Raw genomic sequence first — 16,676 nt, 5'->3', positions numbered from 1 at the left:
GATGCCTTGATCGGCTTTGATAATCCGATCAAGGCATTCCTTTGTTCTCAGTTCTTCCCTTCCCCGTCATCCGCAGAGAAATCCTGCGCATCTGTGTATTTCTCATTCAAAGCCCCGGAGCAGGCTTCCCTGTCCTGTGCCGGGGATAAGGCGTCTGTCCGAAGAGGCACCTCCCGCAAAGCGTCCGTCCGTTTCTGTCTGGTCCACACAAGAAAGACCAGCATCACGAAAGTTGTAATCAGATCGGCAACCGCCTGCGCATAGTAAATCCCGTTTTCCATCCACAGACGTTCCATCAGGATCAGAATCGGAAGGTAGATGATCCCCTGTCTGGAAATACTGAATACAAATCCGGACTTGCTGTATTTGATGCAAAGCAGATATACGATCGCCATCGCCTGAAAGCCATAGGTGAAAAACAAAACGCTTGCCCCGATCATTGCCCGTATGCCCAGCTTAATAACGGCGGGGTCTCTGGAAAACGCGGCAACAATCGGCTGCGCAAACAGAATTTGCAGAGCCGCCAGAATCACGCCGCCTGAAATTGCCCACAGATATGCCTTCCGGGTAGCCTCTTTAATACGGTCAAAATTCCGCGCGCCGTAATTATAGGAAATAAAGGTCTGATACCCTCTTGAAAATCCGGTAATGGCAAACGTGGTCATCCCCACCATGCGGTTGGCGATCCCCAGCGCGGCAATGGTGTTGTCGCCGTACGGAGCCGCCACAACGTTTGCCGCGCTGATGGACAGGCTCTGAAAAAGGTTGATCGTAAAGATGGGAATCCCCGTTTTGAGAATCGGTTTTATAAACCACGACTGAAAGCGGATATTTTTGACGGAAAGGGTCAAGTAGCTCTTCCCTCTCAGATAATATGGCAGCAAAATCGCAACACTGATAAACTGCCCGATGACATCGGTCACGGCGGCGCCTACAATTCCCATCTTCAGCGGCCAGATAAAGATCGGGTCCAAAATGATATTTACCACGGAACCCACGATCTGGGACCACGTGCTGAGCGCTACCGCACCTTCGGCGCGCACGAGGTTCATCAGGCAGATGGAAGGGATCTGAAACAGGAAGCCGACAATCAGGATTCCCGTATAGTCCATTGCATAGGGCATCACCTCGGCGGAAGCGCCCATTGCCCTGAGCAGCGGACGCAGAAACAGCAGGACGAACTGAAACCCTACGCTTGCAAGAACACAGTAAAAAAGAGTCGACGAAAGCACGATTTCCGCTTTTTTCTTTTCGCCCGCCCCGAGAAGCTCGGAGATATACGCTGCCGCCCCATTTCCAAAGAGCAGCCCGATTCCGGGAATGAACGTGACGAGCGGATAGGCAATGGAAATCGCCCCCATCGCCGCGGTACCCAGCTGCGCCACAAAGAAGCTGTCGATAAAATTGTAGAACCCCGTCATCAGTAACCCGACGATGGTCGGCATTCCTAAGTACAGCAAAGCGGTATTCACTTTCCCGCTCTCCATCACAGCCAATCTTTTATTCATTGAAAATTACCCCTTCCAAATCGTTTAGCTGCTATACGATTTCGCAAAAAAAATAGCGCCTTGCAGCACTATTCCCATTTTTTCTGAATCTCCTCTAAAAACTCACAGATTACCGCGCGCTTCTGTCCGTCATAGTTTTGCACTACGTCAAAAACTTTCCCGTCAAGCTCTTTGTGATAGCGGCGATGCTCTTCAAAAGCCTTTTGGCCCTTTTGCGTCAGCCGCACAATGACTCTCGCTTTATTGCCGGAATCCGCCGACTTCATCAGATACCCTTTTTCCTCAAGCTTTTTTACCATTTGAGAAACGGCTCCCTTTGTCACCCGAATGGACTTGGCAATATCGGAGATACAGTAGCTTTCATTGCTTCCGATAAAATCAATCAAATGTATTTCAGCAATAAAAAGCTCATGATCCGTGCCAAAAGTGCGGGATCTTCTATCGTATTTATTAAATTGTTCCACAGCATCCAGGAGACACCTTGAGATCTTCTGCGCATCGTATTGCTTTTCCATGTTCTCAATTGTATACCTGCTAAACCCTATTGTCAAGGAGTTTTGAAAATCGAGAAAAAGCTATAAAGCCGTAAATAACAAACCCTCCCTATTGTAGAGGAGGAGCTAAGCTGCTTCTCTCCGGCAACAGGAAGGGTTCTATCAAAATGTTATGGCCGCCGTTGAAGCAAGCGGATTTTGCCCGTATGCATCGCCAACATTTTCATATAATAATACAATTATCTTACGTAGCTGATGTCATCGTCACGGCGCTCTTTGGGAGCCGGTGCATTTTCGCTCGGATACCCCACGGTAACGCAGCCGAACGGTAGGTACCGGTCGGGCAGCTTGAGGCGTTTCAGGATACGCTCGTCGCGCAGGCCGTCGTTGACCGAACAGATATAGCAGCTTCCCAGCCCGTATGCCTGGGCGGCAAGCATGATATTCATGATCGCGCAGGAACAATCCTCGCGGTTGTATTTCGCCGATTCCGGGGCCGACAAAACAATGACGGTGGGAGCGTTGTAGAACGGCACATGGCCCGGAAGGAATTTCGCGCTGTTTTCCACAGCGGCGGATACAATATCCGCAAGCAGCTGTTTATTCTGAATCACGGTAAAATGCCTTGCCTGCATCCCCTTGGTTGACGGGGCGAATTTTGCCGCGAGTAAAATATCTGTCAGCTCTTCCTCTGAAATCTGCTCAGGCCGATAAGCGCGAACCGCCCGCCTGTCGAGCAAAGCCTCTATGGTATGGTTGAGTATCACTGTGAATTCCTCCTTAATCACTCGTATGCCGTTCGGCACACAATCCATTTTAATATAAATTGTTTCAATTATATCTTACCTTTGATTATTTATCAATCCATTTGTGTTAAATACAAATTAAAAAACTCAAAGATTTATTTTTAAAAAAGGATTGACAAATTTCTGGTTTTTGGTATAATAATTCTTGCTGTTTGAAATATTTTGATGCGGAATTGTGTAAAGGTAGCACGACAGACTCTGACTCTGTTTGTGAGGGTTCGAATCCTTCTTCCGCAGCCATGGCCCCAATTTTGGGGCCGCATTTTTCGAGGTGTGGCTCAGCTTGGTAGAGCGCTACGTTCGGGACGTAGAGGCCGCTGGTTCGAATCCAGTCACCTCGACCAGCTTTATGATATGAGGGTAAAAGCAGACGCTTTTGCCCCTGTTATCATAAAAATATGTACTCTTAAAGAATAGACAGAATATATATTTTTATGATAACTCTCCAGCTACGCTGACCACGTAACCAGAGAGATATAATCATAGATTGATTGCTTGGCATCCGGAAGCCGGTACCGCCGCATATCCACATTTCTGGTGCAGATAAGATCTATCGCGTTTTCAGGGAGTTCAGAGACTCGCTCCGAGCTTTGTACCACCTCGTTTCATATTTTCGCTCATCGCTGCGTAGCTTAACTTTGGTTCGGTCCAATAAACTCCGATATTACTCTTCCGGCAAGCATATTGCAGCAAGCCGACACGAACATTTGAAGATGGAATTCAAATGTTGGTCGTGACTTACTAAATTGTCAAAGAGCGCCAACCTCGCGCTGTGACAGCATCGGTCACGATGAGGTACACAATGCTCATCATTGCGGAATCGTTAATGAAAAACAAAAGTCTGCACCCTAATAGCCACATAAGGGTACAGACCTTGACATGTATCCGAAATGCGTGTTAAAATAACACCGCATAAACGGCATTCACAAGTCATAATGGGTCTGGTCCCACTTATGGCGCAAGGCGATTAACTGTTTCGTAGGCAGTTTTTCGCCTGTGGATGCTTTTTTGTTCTCCACAGGGAGAATTATATACCAAATTCTAGTAATTTGCAAGTGCTTAATTATTTTAAGCAGCCTTTTTACGGGAGATTTCCCTTTCGCTGTTTTGCGAAAAGCGGAAGTGCTTCCGCTTTTTTATTTTTTCCTCGTCTTTAAGCATTGATTTCCAAAGACATTTCACACAAGATAGGTCAGATAATACTGCTAAACCAAATAAGATTGGAAAATCCGGGGCTATTTCTACCGATATCGCAATCAGGAAAACCAAGCAGACAATGAAAATCCTTTTGAGTAAATAGCTGTATTGAATTTTGAACATCCTTAATCCCCCTCGATTCATCTTATGAATTCATCATAGTTCATGTACCCATGATGATTATTGTGTTATACTATAACGCGGAGGCGATATTATGGCAAGTGAAGCCAAACTGCGCGGAAATAAAAAACATCTCGAAAAACTCGATGATATTAAAATCCGGGTTCCAAAAGGACAGCGTGATATTATACACGCTTTTGCACAAAGTAAGGGGAAAAGCCTGAATGCTTACATTTGCGATCTAATTGATACTGACATGCGAAAAGAAAAAGGGTAACCCCTCCCCCCAGCGAAAAGCGGAAGTACTTCCGCTTTTTACAGCATATCCTTCTTCACGCTGACCTTTAACCCATCCTCGACTCCCAGCAGATACAGGCTGTCTACCCCAGGCGTCAATCCGTTTCTTCTGAGAAATTCCGCAGGGATGGAAGCAAAGCCTTTCCGAACAGTTACACGGATTTCATTTTCAAGCAGCTCCCGGCCGTCGTCATTACGGAAAATATAATAATCGTCGTGATTTTCCCGGATGACGGCAACCGGCCTGTCTGGGGATATCCCAAAGTGCTGGATATAAAGCCGTGGAAAGTAAATTTCCTTCATAGCGGAGATTTTTAGTGGGCACCCTAAAACATTCAACGGGTCTTCTCCCCTTTCACACAAAGAAACTTCACTCCGGCCGGGCAGACGATGATTCCCTCGGTCGTGGCCACAAGGTAAACGTAGTCTCCGATCTGGATGCGGTTCGACCTTGCCCATTCAACCGGCAGATTAAACCGTCCAATGCTCAGCTCCTTTAGCTCTTTGCTTGAGCTTCGATGGTTGGCAGGAGTAATTATCAACAGGTTTTTATTGCGCTGCATGTAGACCTCTGACGTTTTACGGATACCATAAAGCTTGCGTGCGCTTTTGAACCGCACCAGAGGGAATAGACACAAAAAAGAAAAGCCAATCGTAGAATATCGCTGGATTACGCCGGCTGGCACCGTTTTTCGAGTGGTGTCAGCCGGTATTTCATTTGAAAACGCTCAAAGTTGTAAAAATTGATGTAATCGTCAATCAGTTCCTGTGCCTGAGCAAAGGTCTGAATTTTATGCCGATAAATACATTCTGTTTTCAGGATGGAGAAGAAGTTCTCGGCCATGGCATTGTCATAAGGATTCCCCCGTCTTGACATGGAGGGGATAATGCCATATTCTTTAGTTAGGTTGAAATATGCTTGTGAGGTGTATTGAAACCCTTGGTCGCTGTGGAGGTGCAACTCCCCGGCGACTTTCTCTTTTTCCATAGTGGAGCGTATGGTATCCAGAACCAGGGAGACTGTCTGCTGGCGGCTGGTTTGGTAAGCAACGATACTGTTGTCAAACAGATCACGGATGATCGAAAGATACAGGAAGCCCTGCTGTGTTGGAATGTAAGAGATATCTGTCACCCATTTAGTATTTGGATGCTCCGCCTTGAAGTCTCGATTCAGAAAGTTCGCATAACGGCGCAGCTGCTGTCCACAGGAGTAATATTTTCTTCTGCGAACCTCACTGAGAAGGCCGTATTTGTGCATAACCCGCAGAACCGTTTTAGAATTGCAATGCATTTGTTTTTTGCGAGCCAGCCACAGATGCACATACCGATATCCGTGAATTTTCCCTCGTTTAGACTGACACTCCCGTATGAGCTCCGCGAGTGGTAAGTCTTTATCTGGCTGGTTTAATCGTCGAAGGTAACAGTAATATCCACTGCGAGAGACCTCAAAAAATTGACACATAGCCAGTATTGGGTATCGGTCGGCACATGCGTGAATGATTTTGTACTTCATGCTTGGTTTCACTTCCTTCCAACGACTGAGAGAAAATTTCGCAGTAGTTCATTTTCCATCCGAAGCCGTTTGATGATCTGTTCTTGACTTTCCTGTTGTTGACGTGGCCTGCCTTTTGGTGACGGTGCAGCATGACGTAATTCCACCTCCTTACGCAGGCCGCACCAGCTTTGAATGGCATATCGGCTGACTCCGTATCGTCGGTTCAATTCACTCACACTTATCCCTGTGCGATATTCTTCAACAACCATTTCTTTCATTTCTTCACTATATCTTGGCATTCCCTTTTTTCCTGACATGACAAAACCTCCAATCGTAGTTCTATCCTACGACTGGAGGCTTTGTCTTTCAATGTCTATTTTCGCGGTGCGGAACACTTTTGTCGATTACAATGCGGTGCCGCGCCGAAACGACTGCCGGCACACCAATGATTTCCATGTATTCCATTCTCATTCTCCATTCATAAAAAATGAGCAGACCGGGATTGTTCCTGATCTGCTCTTACTTTTTCGGTGTGTTCCCCATGTTTCCAAAGCAGGGAAAAAGGAGGACGGGCATTGATGATCAAAAAATCACTCATGGCGCATTTTACCCATCGCCGGATTTATCACTGCCATATTTTCTCTTACTTAGAAGCTTCCTCTTAGCTATCTTAGAGACAAAGTCTTTTTTTCTCTGCTTTAACGTAACCTTCGTTGTGGAATTAGTTCCTTGGGGTGTCATATTGATATGGGGGGCCGTATCAACTTGACTCAAAAGGAGGCGGCAGAACAGCCGCAGCTTGAGCAGCCGGGACACAGATAAAAGTTTTGAAGGAATACTTTTCTGCATGCGTGGGATTGCATGACGGCCGCTTTGCTTTTTCCTGCCGGGTGCCGTGCTTTCCATGGGCTTTTCGCCGGCCGGAAAATCTGCAGGCATATCAGGTATGTATTCGGGAATTTCAAGCTCCTCATAAACTTCCTCCACTTGCGGGAGATCCGGCGCTTCCGGAATTGCCTCTCCTGATTGATCTGTCGGTTCCGCAACCTGCGGCTCGGTGAATACTATGTACCGATTTGAAGTCTGCCCGTTATTCAAGCGGTGACGCGGCTCGGAAATGATCATGCCCGCCTTTTCCAGTTCCCGTAAAGCCCGCGTTACCGTCGCTACACTGACCCTACAAGCCTGTGCAATCGTCCTTTTAGACGGCCAGCATTCGCCGTTGATGTTGCTGCACTCCGCTAAATAGGAATAGACACGCATTACTTTGGCTGTCAGCTCCAATTTCCGAACGATCTTCATCACATTCGATACAAAGTATCCCTTCATGTTGCTCCCCCTAAATATTCATAATAAAAGAGCGGGAGTGTTTATCCTCCCGCCCTGCCAGATTGTATTATAGATCTTCCTCTTCAAAGGTGATTTTTCTTCCTGCAGATCTTGCTGAACCCAGAGAACTAATGTCAAGCGGCTCCATCCGCTCTTTGTGCGGATATCTCCGTAGTACAGCCGCCTTTAGTTTCCCGGCTTGCATACCGGACTGTGCGCGTCGCGTTTTCGGGCATTGCAAACGGAGTGTCCAGCTTGATGCCCCACTCGTCGAACCGCTTCAAAATGGTTTTCAAAGGATGAGTCCTGGTTTTTGTTAATATCCATTGATTTTCCGGCATATTCCTGATTTGCTCCGCAGTCATCAGCGGTTTTTGAATCATCTGCAGACTTTTTGTTGAACTGTCACGTTCAAAGCTGCCGCTGCGGGAAGTGCTTCCGGACATGACGGTCTGGTTGCCCAGCGCCCGGGAGACATCCTCCGCTCCCTTGGACAGAGGGGTGAACCCGCCGAATAAGGCGTTGGTGCAGCAGTCAATGATGATTTCTCCACCTTCCCGGCCATAGTTTTTGCGCAGCTGCTCCATGGACTGAATCATAGGAAATAATAGAATGTTTCTTGACTTACCAGCCGTAAACATTTGCTCTGCATTATCAAATTTCGGAAGAGTACCAAACTCATCCAGATAGAAATAGACGCGCTTGTCCGGCTTGTTTTTATCATCCTGATTCGCTACCACAAGAGATTCGTTGTAAAGCTGAGAAACAAACAGGGAGACAAGAAAGTGCTTTGTGGCATCTTCCTCTGGGAATACAATAAAAACAGCAGCGTGGCCATTGCAGAATTGCTCCGCGTCTACGTCACTGTCAAGACATAATACCTGTTCAAGCTCGGAGTCGATAAAGGAAAGCAGGCGGCTCATGGCCGTACTCATGACGCTGTGCATACTGGATTCCGCAGTGTTGAGTGCAGCACCGGCAAGCCATCGCGCCTTGTGTTCTGCCGGCAGCAGTTCGATCAGTCTCTGATATTCGTTCTTCAGCTTCACATTGTTTGCTTTATCACTTTGGGTAGAGGGCTGTGTTTTCGTCTGCAGAAGCTCCTGTACGATTTTAAACACGCTGACGATATGACGCTCACCATAGCCGCAAAACTCCGCTACAAGCAAAATGGTGGACGCTATCAGACCTTCGGCTGCGTCATAGAAGTAAGCGTTCTGGCCGCCGCCGTCAAAACCTTCCATGCGGACAATGGTTTTCGCGGTGATCTTTGCGTACCGCTCTGCCCGGGCCTTATAGGTAATGTCGCCGGTTTTCTTAAAGAGATCCGTGTATTTATTGACCAGGTGCAGAAGGTTGAATCCATGGCTGCGTGTGGGATTGCGTAGATCGATGATGTACGGGATATAATGATAATACTTCTGAGCGATCCCGGCGTAATCCCGGAAAACGTCTCCCTTGGTGTCGGTGGCCAGGAAGCTGCAGCCGCAGGCACAGGTGAATTCCAGATTGGGATAAAGAAAACCGGTGGTCTTGCGACCGCCGGTTGTGCTGAGAATTAAAGTATGGCTGTCTGAGTTGTCTATCCTTGCGCGTACATCTCCCCGTCCTTCAAGCATTCCCAGAACAGCCGCGCCGTCCGGTTCATCCGGAAGATGTTTGCCTTTGCGCCACAGTTGCGGTTCGAAGGGGATGTTGTCATAGGTTTCCTGAATTTCCTGTTTGGTAGCCCATCGTGCGGTCCCGTATTGGCCGTCACCGACGGTTCGGGCCTTGATATTCAGGTTCCCGTGTACTGCTTCTGAAACAAAAAGCTCGACTATAACAGCGATGGCCGCTATAGAGACAAGAATAGCAATTGTACTTGGCATGATTTTCCCTCCTTAAAAATGATATAAGAAAAGCACCTCCGAAGAGGTGCTTAACAGATGTAATTAACGTACTGTCATAAACAGAGGTATCTTACTGTTTTAACATAATGGGAAATTCGTTGACTATTGTACTTATGACCTATTTATTTAGATGGAAGTCTTAATATACTTCTCCGCATTAGCGAGAATCATCCTGTTCAAACGTGGGTCACGTAAAATATTATCGATATAAACATGTGGATATTGTTTTTGATATTGCGAAATAGTGTCTTGAAGTAATTTCATCGCTATAAAATAATTTGACTCAATAACTTTGGGGTCTCCTTTTAATATATCAATTATTTTTGCTGCATCTTTCTCGATCTTATTTGAGTTTAAATTGGGTATTTGTATATCTTGACTAAGTAATACCTTAACAATCATTGGAATGTAAAATCTATACTTATATGAGGCCCGGCCAAATCTCCGTTCATTATCCATTTTGATAAATAATGCCAATAGGTAGTTAGAGATGTAATATATCTCAGGCTTATGATCTTGCTGAAATAGCATGTGAGATCTGTTACGTAAGATGTTGGCAGGATTATTGTTGTATACCATGTAAGCCGCTTGAAAATATGTGCATGTTACAGCACGGATAAGACCATGCAAGTTAATAATCTGATAGTTATTTATAGGCATTTCTATTAAGTCGAACTCTCCTGACCGTCTTTCATAAAAAACTTTTACAGGGAGTTCTTTGCTGTATAATCCAAACACCTCTTGCAACCGCTTATGATATGTATCAAGCGCAATAAAAGCCTCATCAGGAACTGGGGTTTGTCTGTTTGTTGCCTTCACAATTTTAGAAATAATATCAGGATCTGTAGTGTGTATTATTTTAAGAGGCAATACAACATTTCGGATTTTATCCTTAGAAGCATATATTTCATAACTGGTTTGGCAACCATTCACAATGTTAAAATCAGACATCTCATATTGATTAGCACCTAAGGATTTAAAATGTTTCGTAACAATAGTTATACCATTATTAAGTAACACAAATTTGTCTTGCATTTTAGAGTCCAATATGGTGCTACGGATTTCTGAATTTACTGGATTATCGAAGCCTTGATAATCTCTTACATTTTCGTAAAACAACCTCTTTCTTAAATCCCCTTGGCTATCAGTTATAATATTCAGATATTCGTTTGCAGACATATATCCTAAATATGCTTGGTCCACTTGATCGATCTTATCAAATGAAATACTGTTTTTGAAATTTATAATTACTTCAATCCGATTTTCGAGCTCTTTATAAGAACTTATAATATTGTCAGCATCAATAGTATGAATATGAACGCTTTTTATATCAGGAAAAAGTCTGGTAAATGTATCTTGCTCCGAAGTACATAAAGAATTAACTAAAGAATCTACACAAGGTTTTCCTGCTGTGACATAATAGATAATACATTCAGGGCTATGGGAATTTAAATATTTCGAATTACCATACTTGAACAATTCCTCGTATATTTCGTAAGCGTTTTGGATAGAATTATTGTCCTTTGGCAAGAGAATTCTAGTACCTAAAAAACTCTTGGCCGCATTTATTGTTTTGGAAATATCTCCCGTATCATATCCGGTTTCAATTTTGGTTTGAATAAATAAAATCTTCACATCTAGATTCTTTGACTTAGCATATAATGATATATCATCTTTGCTCAACACTAGATTATCATTAACTATAAAAGCGATACCATCTAGCCCAAATGTTGATCTATCGTCAACGTCAACCACTTCAAGAAATCGTGGATCTACAAACGCCTCGGGATGCAATTTAGATATAAGAGTATAGTTTACAAGATATTCATATGCTTTACTTTCTTTTAAATCAAATGAGTTTTTTGCTTTAAATTCTTCTACCATTCCAGAAAGTATTTTGTTTAACGCCATAATAACTCCTCCATCTTCATATTGTATCTTTATCAAACCAAATCAGATTATCAATCCATCATAATCTTTATTCTCCATTATACTTTTATTCTTCGTCTAATTCAACTAAATTTTACCAAATTATGAATAAAAGATCATATTTATTACCCATATTTCAAATCATCATTCCAATCTTTTTTGACTGACTTCAAAATACTCACCTCATAAGGCCTCCGCAGCTGCTCCCGCATTTCTTCGGACAGATCTTCCACATACATCTCCTTGGAAAGCCTTTGCAGCGTTTCCTGAATGATTGCGTCGGCTTTGATACCGGCGTGGTCATTGTCCAGGCACAAAACTACTTTGATGGATGCTTGGATACTCTGATAGGAAGCGGAGCAGGGCAGGGAGATCTGTACAGCCCAATGCAAGGTAGTTATGTTTCGGCCATCCTTTTTCCTTGTGAAGGGAGATAAAGGACAGCATGTCTATGGGCGCTTCAAAGACATAGAGTCTCTCTGACCCGCCGTGATAATTAAAGAAATATTCTTTATCCGATCCATCAACATCACCACGGTATGGCTTCTCGGTAAGTGTTCCTTTTTGAAAAGCCGCCTTGGCCTTGCCGGTGGAATCGTACCCGACAAAGACGGCGTTATGTGTGTTGGCGCTCTCATAGAGGCTCCTGTTATGTACAAAGAAGGAAATTACTTCGGAATCAATGCGGCGTTCCTGCATCAGGTAAGCATAAACACGCTTCATATTGCGGCTCTTGCCCGGCAGCGCGAACGGGCGCCGTTTTCTGTCCTTTTTCAGCGTGGATCTCTCAAATTCAATCCCGTTGTAATCCCTGCAGTTCAGCGTACAGATGGCATCCTGAAACCGCATGTTAAAAAAGGTGCAGAGGAAATCAATCGTGGTTCCTTTGTCGCCGGTGTTATGGTCATAAAAAACATGTCCGCGAAACTTGACGCTGTGGTTAGCTTCCCACAGCCATTCTGTACCGCTCCGCTCATATTTTTCCCCCTTCGCGTCCAGAATGCTCTTGATTTCCGTATGCGCGGCCTGATAGATTTCCTCTTCCGTAAACGGTATGAATTTTGACAAGTGAATTCCCCCTTACATCATTTCTTCCTGATCGTCGTATTGATGACCATGAACTTCTTTGAGTGCCTTTTGTTTTTGCATCAGTTTACGATCATGCCGGTACTTGCGTGTCGTGCTGTCCTTGATGTTATCACCCAGGCTGTACGCAAAGGCGTTAAACAGCCCCATAACCGCACTGACGGCCGCTTGATTTTGATAAGCCTGAATCTGATTCAGACGGAGCTGCGCGTGAACATTGCCCTCGGCCGCCGCTTCCGCGTAATACTGTTTGGCGGTGGAGAGATCGCGTTTTGTTCCCAGACCGGCTTCATACATCATCCCGACTTTATACAGCAGATCCGCGTCAGGGTTTCCCTGCAGGACTTTTTGAAATCTGGCGAGAGCGGCCGCATAGATTAGCTGCGCTTTGAGTGCATCAACAGGAATACCTTCCCCTTTCTGTATCATGCGTGCGAGTTGAAACTGGGAATAAGGATCGCCTTTCACGGCGCTCATGGAAAACCATTGCGCTGCAGCGGCATAACTCTGAGCCGTGCCGTTGCCGGAGTAAAACATCTGTGCAATTTTGCGTTCCATGCCTGATCCGGCTTCTTATGATCGAGAGAAATAAATCCGGAAATTGCTATAGAGTAGAATTTCTGTGCCAGTGAATCATCTTTAGGAATTTCCTTTCCCGCTGATAAAAGCAAGCCCAGCTGATATGCTGCAAAAGGGTTCCCTTTCTCTGCGCATTTTCGGAACCAACCAACAGCACCCTGTACGTTCTTTTCCACGCCGATACCGGACAGCAAAGCTTTGGCGGCTGCAAACTGAGCGAATTCATGCCCCAGCTTTGCCGCCGCTAAAAAGTATTGATAAGCCTTTTCATTATTCAATTCCACCCCGATGCCGTCCCGGAACATTTTCCCCAGCGCATACATCGCATAGGCATCCCCGCCTTTGGCGGCTTTTTGATACCACTTTACAGCGTCCGGATAACTCTGCTCCGTGCCAGCTCCCTCATAGCAGGCACGGGCGGTACAGTAGGCCGCGTGAGGATGTCCCTTTTCTGCGGCATCAACGTACCATTGAAAAGCTACGTCATTATCCTGCTCCGTTCCATTGCCGTGCTTGTACATGCTGGCAATTTCATATTCAACATAAGCTGCAGGTGTTTCTTTTTCCTGTTCTAAAAATCCGGTCAGCGCTTCATTGTACAATTTTTGAGCTTTTATTTCGTCCTGTGGAACGCCGTCTCCATTCTGGTACATGCCAGCCAACTGATATTGCGCCCAGGCGTTTTTCTTTTCACAGCAGAGTTCCAGCCACTTTAAGCCTTCCTCCGGGTTTGATTCCATACCCAACCCCTTCAGGTACATGTTGGCAACCCGGAATTCGGTGTCGGCGTCCGGCTGCTGCCTGCCCTGCTCGATAAACTCATTTAGGGCCTTTTGATATAATGCTCCGGCCAGCTCGTCATCCTTTTCGACGCCCTGCCCGCTGCTATACATCTGAGCGAGCCTGTAATCGGCATAGGAGACATCCTCCATGGAAGCCTTTGTGTACCACTCAGCCGCCACTTTGTAATTCTGTTCGGCTCCGATACCGGTATCAAACATTTTCCCCAGCGCATAGTAAGCATATTTGTCCTTGCCGTTCGCTGCCTCCTTGTAATAGGACTCAGCAACCGCATAATCCTGCTGGACACCTTCTCCCGCGTAAAACATCTTTCCCAAACGGTAATTAGAATTGATATGTCCTCCGTCAGCGGAAAGCCGAAACCATTGATATGCTTTCCCGTAATCCCGGGGAAGCCCTTCGCCAGCGTATTCCATCCTCCCCAAAGTGTACATTAGAAAAGCGGTGTCTTTCCTTCCTGAGAATCCTGCCTGTTCTGCCGTTCCATCGTCGACGGAACGGCCCACATCAAAGCCGTAGCTCTTTTCAATTGAGCCCCGGAAATCCCAGTAGGCGTCCAGACAGTATTCCGTGCCTAATTCCTGATTCTTTTCAATACCGATGCCATAGAGGTACATTTTTCCCAGCTCGTATTTCGCAAAGGAATGTCCGGCCGCAGTTGCAAGGCCATACCACATTTGCGCCTGCTCATAATCCCTCTCCACGCCGTTCCCATAAAAGTATTTCTTTGCAAGCTCATATTTGGCCTTTACATCCCCATTCATTGCTTTACCGAAACACTCTTCAAAGCTGCCCACAACCTTATTTTTAGAGGGCTTTCTTCTTTCCCAATCTCTGTCATTGCCGGCATCGGAAACACTGACAGCGGATGCGGAATCCGGTTCAAAAGGATTTTCTTCGTCCCGGGGTGGCATCCAGTCGAACCGCTCATCCGGAGCAGATAGGAAAAGGGATGCTTCGTCGGAAAAGGAATCTTCGGCACCCGCCATGGAGCTTTGCGGTTTCTCCCCGGCTACCTGCAGATCGTTCGGAGCTGTTATGGTAATCAAAGTTCCGTCAAGTTCAGGAGCGTTTTTACTGAATGCAATCGCGGCACGGATAATCTTATTCTTAATGCTGTTAAACTCGCGGTTCTCAATGATCGGGCCGATATCTTTCGGGTCGTTCCGGTACATCCTCTGCAGGTCCTTGTGATCTTCACAATAGAGTCCATAAAGCTGCCGGATGGCCGGAGCTTCCGCAAGGCCGGACATGATGTCTTTTACTTCCCTCCGGATATCATTGTCTTTGATCCAGCCGTACTGCGTCTTTCCGGGCCTGTCCTTCAGCTGATCACCCAAATGGAGAAGCTTTTCAGAAAGAGAGTCTATTTGCTTCCTGTTCAGCTGATCGGAGGAGCCGTTCCGGATATCCGATAAAATATCGTCGATCTTTTGTTTCAAGCTGTCCCGAATCTCCGTCTTATGCTCATAAATATGCCGCCTTTCATCGGCAAAAATCACCTCTGAAAAAGCGGCTTTCATTTCGTTGATACCGGACACGTTCAAGTGGCCGACTTTTGGGTCATCGGTAAATATAAAAAGGTGGATGTGAGGATGATGGGTTGTGTTATGCATTCCCGCATACCAGTGAAGATCGGACACGGGGATGTTTGACGCTTTTGCAATGACATCAACTTTCTGCAGCACCAGGTCGCGCCAGGGCTTTTGATGGTCATACCCCAGCGCGTCGGCATCCTCACGCCGAAGGGAGATAACGTGCGTCCAGATGTTCCCTTTGCAGCTTGCGATTTCCTCCTGAGCTTTCCGGATATCCACATTTTGCTCAGAAGAAAAAAGACCGTGTTCTCCAACACGGTCAACTCCGGGACGCTTCCCGACATATTCAATCAGATTTTTTGCTTTTCCAAGATCAACGGCAAACCCCAAACCCATTTCCGCAGCGTATGAAATAAGTTCCGACGCGTTCCCGATCGTTGGGTTAGCTTTGAAGTCCTGATATTCCAGACCCTTTTTTGCTTCTGGTATTTCCCATAAGAGATCCGCAATGGTTTTCATTTGCTTGCCGGTCGCAGGCCGTGCGGCAACCTCGGCACTGAGCTTCAGCGGATCAAGGTTTAAGGCGGTAATTTCTTCTCCGTTGATAGATGTCTGATTTACATTCAGTTCCACACTCTCCCGAGTTCCAACATAATTGGCAAGGCCCATGGCGGCATCCCTCGTCATGGTATGTTTTCCGTCCGCTTTCTCGCCGGCTCGGGCAATGTGAAAGTAGCGGGAGTTTAAGACGATTCTTGCTCCGGGCATTCGTAGCGCCTCCAATGATTTGAATTTGAGATAAAAACGCCCCTGTGTTGTGTGAACAGAACCCCGAAAAATGGACATTGCAAGAAACAGCCTCTTGTCGTAGGATAAAATACGACAGGAGGCTGTTTTATATGACAAGGAAATATACGAAATTAAAACAATACTCAAAGTTAATAGAAGATTGCATATGCAAGGAAAAACAAAGAAAGAAATCGCAGAAAAATTAGGAGTCACAAAGAAGCAAATAAAATGGTATTTTACGCGGAAGTACATTCACGAACGTAAAACTGCAATGGGAATTGTTCCACGCCTGAAAGGAAGACCGCCGAAAAATCATATACTCACTGAGCAGGACAAAAACCAAATGATTGCAGCGCAAAAATATGTAATGGGCCGAAAGGATTACCGGATACACAGTCTAGAAAAGCGAATTGAAATGCTGGAAAATTATGCACAGCTTACTGGAAGGAAGTGAAGCCAATCTCAAAATATGCCTGATACAAAAATATGCAGAAGAATTGGCTGTCAAAGAACTTTGCGAGTATTTTAAAGTATCCCGCAGCGGTTATTACAGTTGGATAAAGGCCTTGCTGAAAAGGAGGCAGCGAGAACAACAAGATCAGGCGCTTGCCGCGGTCATTCGGGAATGCCAGAAGAAGAGTGACAAAACGTATGGATATCGGCGAGTAAGAAAATATGCTGACACCGTATCAAATGCGGTGCCAGCACGAGTAAATGAAACCTATCCTACGATTCGGATGCTTTTTCCGTGTCTGATTAACAGGGGTCGGTTCAGTTGATAGGAGCGTTTTGAAATCTTAGTATTATGTAACATTT

General features: G+C 45.6%; 16 protein-coding genes and 2 tRNA genes. 4 read left to right on the top strand and 14 right to left on the bottom strand.

The genetic code is table 11. From position 1 onward, the window contains the following. Positions 1–47: 47 nt before the first annotated feature. The 3 genes from ACQGQ5_RS06325 to ACQGQ5_RS06315 all read right to left on the bottom strand — a co-directional run bounded on the left by ACQGQ5_RS06325 (position 48) and on the right by ACQGQ5_RS06315 (position 2,769). Positions 48–1,508, bottom strand: a complete 1,461-nt coding sequence (locus tag ACQGQ5_RS06325) for an MATE family efflux transporter (RefSeq protein ID WP_455735712.1) — start codon at positions 1,506–1,508, stop codon at positions 48–50. Between the two features lie 68 nt (positions 1,509–1,576). Then, on the bottom strand, positions 1,577–2,023 hold the full coding sequence (locus ACQGQ5_RS06320) for a MarR family winged helix-turn-helix transcriptional regulator (protein ID WP_455735711.1): 447 nt from the start codon (positions 2,021–2,023) through the stop codon (positions 1,577–1,579). 218 nt (positions 2,024–2,241) lie between these two features. Beyond that, positions 2,242–2,769 carry a nitroreductase family protein gene (locus ACQGQ5_RS06315; RefSeq protein WP_455735710.1) on the bottom strand — a complete coding sequence of 176 codons (528 nt, stop codon included), beginning with the start codon at positions 2,767–2,769 and terminating at the stop codon, positions 2,242–2,244. Between the two features lie 205 nt (positions 2,770–2,974). Here ACQGQ5_RS06315 and ACQGQ5_RS06310 point away from each other — a divergent pair. Continuing rightward, positions 2,975–3,048: transfer RNA gene (locus tag ACQGQ5_RS06310), tRNA-Gln, on the top strand. Positions 3,049–3,075: 27 nt separating this feature from the next. Then, positions 3,076–3,152: transfer RNA gene (locus tag ACQGQ5_RS06305), tRNA-Pro, on the top strand. Positions 3,153–3,876: 724 nt separating this feature from the next. On the opposite strand, the gene ACQGQ5_RS06300 is transcribed toward ACQGQ5_RS06305, so the two are convergent. Beyond that, positions 3,877–4,128, bottom strand: a complete 252-nt coding sequence (locus tag ACQGQ5_RS06300; RefSeq protein WP_455735709.1) for a hypothetical protein — start codon at positions 4,126–4,128, stop codon at positions 3,877–3,879. Positions 4,129–4,219: 91 nt separating this feature from the next. On the opposite strand from ACQGQ5_RS06300, the gene ACQGQ5_RS06295 reads away from it, so the two are divergent. After that, entirely contained in the window at positions 4,220–4,402 is a 183-nt protein-coding gene (locus tag ACQGQ5_RS06295) for a hypothetical protein (RefSeq protein ID WP_455735708.1), read from the top strand. Between the two features lie 38 nt (positions 4,403–4,440). Here the strand turns inward: ACQGQ5_RS06295 and ACQGQ5_RS06290 are convergent, their stop codons facing one another. From ACQGQ5_RS06290 to mobP3, 10 genes are all read right to left on the bottom strand, one after another. Further along, entirely contained in the window at positions 4,441–4,761 is a 321-nt protein-coding gene (locus ACQGQ5_RS06290) for a hypothetical protein (protein WP_455735707.1), read from the bottom strand. Then, entirely contained in the window at positions 4,758–4,985 is a 228-nt protein-coding gene (locus tag ACQGQ5_RS06285; RefSeq protein WP_455735706.1) for an AbrB/MazE/SpoVT family DNA-binding domain-containing protein, read from the bottom strand. Before ACQGQ5_RS06285 ends, ACQGQ5_RS06290 begins: the two co-directional genes overlap by 4 nt. A 107-nt stretch (positions 4,986–5,092) precedes the next feature. Continuing rightward, positions 5,093–5,935, bottom strand: coding sequence for an IS3 family transposase (locus ACQGQ5_RS06280; protein ID WP_455735705.1), 843 nt, complete (start codon positions 5,933–5,935; stop codon positions 5,093–5,095). An 8-nt stretch (positions 5,936–5,943) separates the two neighbouring features. Further along, a complete protein-coding gene (locus ACQGQ5_RS06275) occupies positions 5,944–6,234 on the bottom strand; it encodes a transposase (protein WP_455735704.1) in 291 nt (96 codons plus the stop codon). A gap of 289 nt (positions 6,235–6,523) precedes the next feature. Beyond that, complete coding sequence (locus ACQGQ5_RS06270; protein ID WP_455735703.1) at positions 6,524–7,246, bottom strand: helix-turn-helix domain-containing protein; 723 nt, start codon at positions 7,244–7,246, stop codon at positions 6,524–6,526. A gap of 134 nt (positions 7,247–7,380) precedes the next feature. Continuing rightward, on the bottom strand, positions 7,381–9,117 hold the full coding sequence (locus ACQGQ5_RS06265) for a type IV secretory system conjugative DNA transfer family protein (protein ID WP_455735702.1): 1,737 nt from the start codon (positions 9,115–9,117) through the stop codon (positions 7,381–7,383). A gap of 147 nt (positions 9,118–9,264) precedes the next feature. Next, positions 9,265–11,049: an AIPR family protein gene (locus tag ACQGQ5_RS06260; RefSeq protein WP_455735701.1), complete on the bottom strand. Its 1,785-nt coding sequence runs from the start codon at positions 11,047–11,049 to the stop codon at positions 9,265–9,267. Between the two features lie 318 nt (positions 11,050–11,367). Continuing rightward, on the bottom strand, positions 11,368–12,135 hold the full coding sequence (locus ACQGQ5_RS06255) for a DUF3991 domain-containing protein (RefSeq protein WP_455735700.1): 768 nt from the start codon (positions 12,133–12,135) through the stop codon (positions 11,368–11,370). Between the two features lie 12 nt (positions 12,136–12,147). Then, positions 12,148–12,711: a tetratricopeptide repeat protein gene (locus tag ACQGQ5_RS06250; RefSeq protein WP_455735699.1), complete on the bottom strand. Its 564-nt coding sequence runs from the start codon at positions 12,709–12,711 to the stop codon at positions 12,148–12,150. Further along, positions 12,627–15,839: a MobP3 family relaxase gene (gene mobP3, locus ACQGQ5_RS06245; RefSeq protein ID WP_455735698.1), complete on the bottom strand. Its 3,213-nt coding sequence runs from the start codon at positions 15,837–15,839 to the stop codon at positions 12,627–12,629. The genes ACQGQ5_RS06250 and mobP3 overlap by 85 nt, the downstream gene beginning before the upstream one ends. A gap of 187 nt (positions 15,840–16,026) precedes the next feature. On the opposite strand from mobP3, the gene ACQGQ5_RS06240 reads away from it, so the two are divergent. Then, complete coding sequence (locus ACQGQ5_RS06240; RefSeq protein WP_455735697.1) at positions 16,027–16,314, top strand: hypothetical protein; 288 nt, start codon at positions 16,027–16,029, stop codon at positions 16,312–16,314. The last annotated feature ends 362 nt before the right edge of the window (positions 16,315–16,676 follow it).

Source organism: Caproiciproducens sp., assembly GCF_053840905.1.
Note: the sequence above shows the minus strand (reverse complement) of the source record. Positions and strands in the feature narration are given on the sequence as shown.

Coding starts and splice junctions, on each gene's coding strand:
- ACQGQ5_RS06275 (WP_455735704.1), bottom strand. CDS start 6,234: ATGTCAGGAAAAAAGGGAATGCCAAGATATAGTGAAGAAATGAAAGAA.
- ACQGQ5_RS06325 (WP_455735712.1), bottom strand. CDS start 1,508: ATGAATAAAAGATTGGCTGTGATGGAGAGCGGGAAAGTGAATACCGCT.
- ACQGQ5_RS06285 (WP_455735706.1), bottom strand. CDS start 4,985: ATGCAGCGCAATAAAAACCTGTTGATAATTACTCCTGCCAACCATCGA.
- ACQGQ5_RS06250 (WP_455735699.1), bottom strand. CDS start 12,711: ATGGAACGCAAAATTGCACAGATGTTTTACTCCGGCAACGGCACGGCT.
- ACQGQ5_RS06240 (WP_455735697.1), top strand. CDS start 16,027: ATGCAAGGAAAAACAAAGAAAGAAATCGCAGAAAAATTAGGAGTCACA.
- ACQGQ5_RS06265 (WP_455735702.1), bottom strand. CDS start 9,117: ATGCCAAGTACAATTGCTATTCTTGTCTCTATAGCGGCCATCGCTGTT.
- ACQGQ5_RS06320 (WP_455735711.1), bottom strand. CDS start 2,023: ATGGAAAAGCAATACGATGCGCAGAAGATCTCAAGGTGTCTCCTGGAT.
- ACQGQ5_RS06280 (WP_455735705.1), bottom strand. CDS start 5,935: ATGAAGTACAAAATCATTCACGCATGTGCCGACCGATACCCAATACTG.
- ACQGQ5_RS06300 (WP_455735709.1), bottom strand. CDS start 4,128: ATGTTCAAAATTCAATACAGCTATTTACTCAAAAGGATTTTCATTGTC.
- ACQGQ5_RS06270 (WP_455735703.1), bottom strand. CDS start 7,246: ATGAAGGGATACTTTGTATCGAATGTGATGAAGATCGTTCGGAAATTG.
- ACQGQ5_RS06295 (WP_455735708.1), top strand. CDS start 4,220: ATGGCAAGTGAAGCCAAACTGCGCGGAAATAAAAAACATCTCGAAAAA.
- ACQGQ5_RS06260 (WP_455735701.1), bottom strand. CDS start 11,049: ATGGCGTTAAACAAAATACTTTCTGGAATGGTAGAAGAATTTAAAGCA.
- mobP3 (WP_455735698.1), bottom strand. CDS start 15,839: ATGCCCGGAGCAAGAATCGTCTTAAACTCCCGCTACTTTCACATTGCC.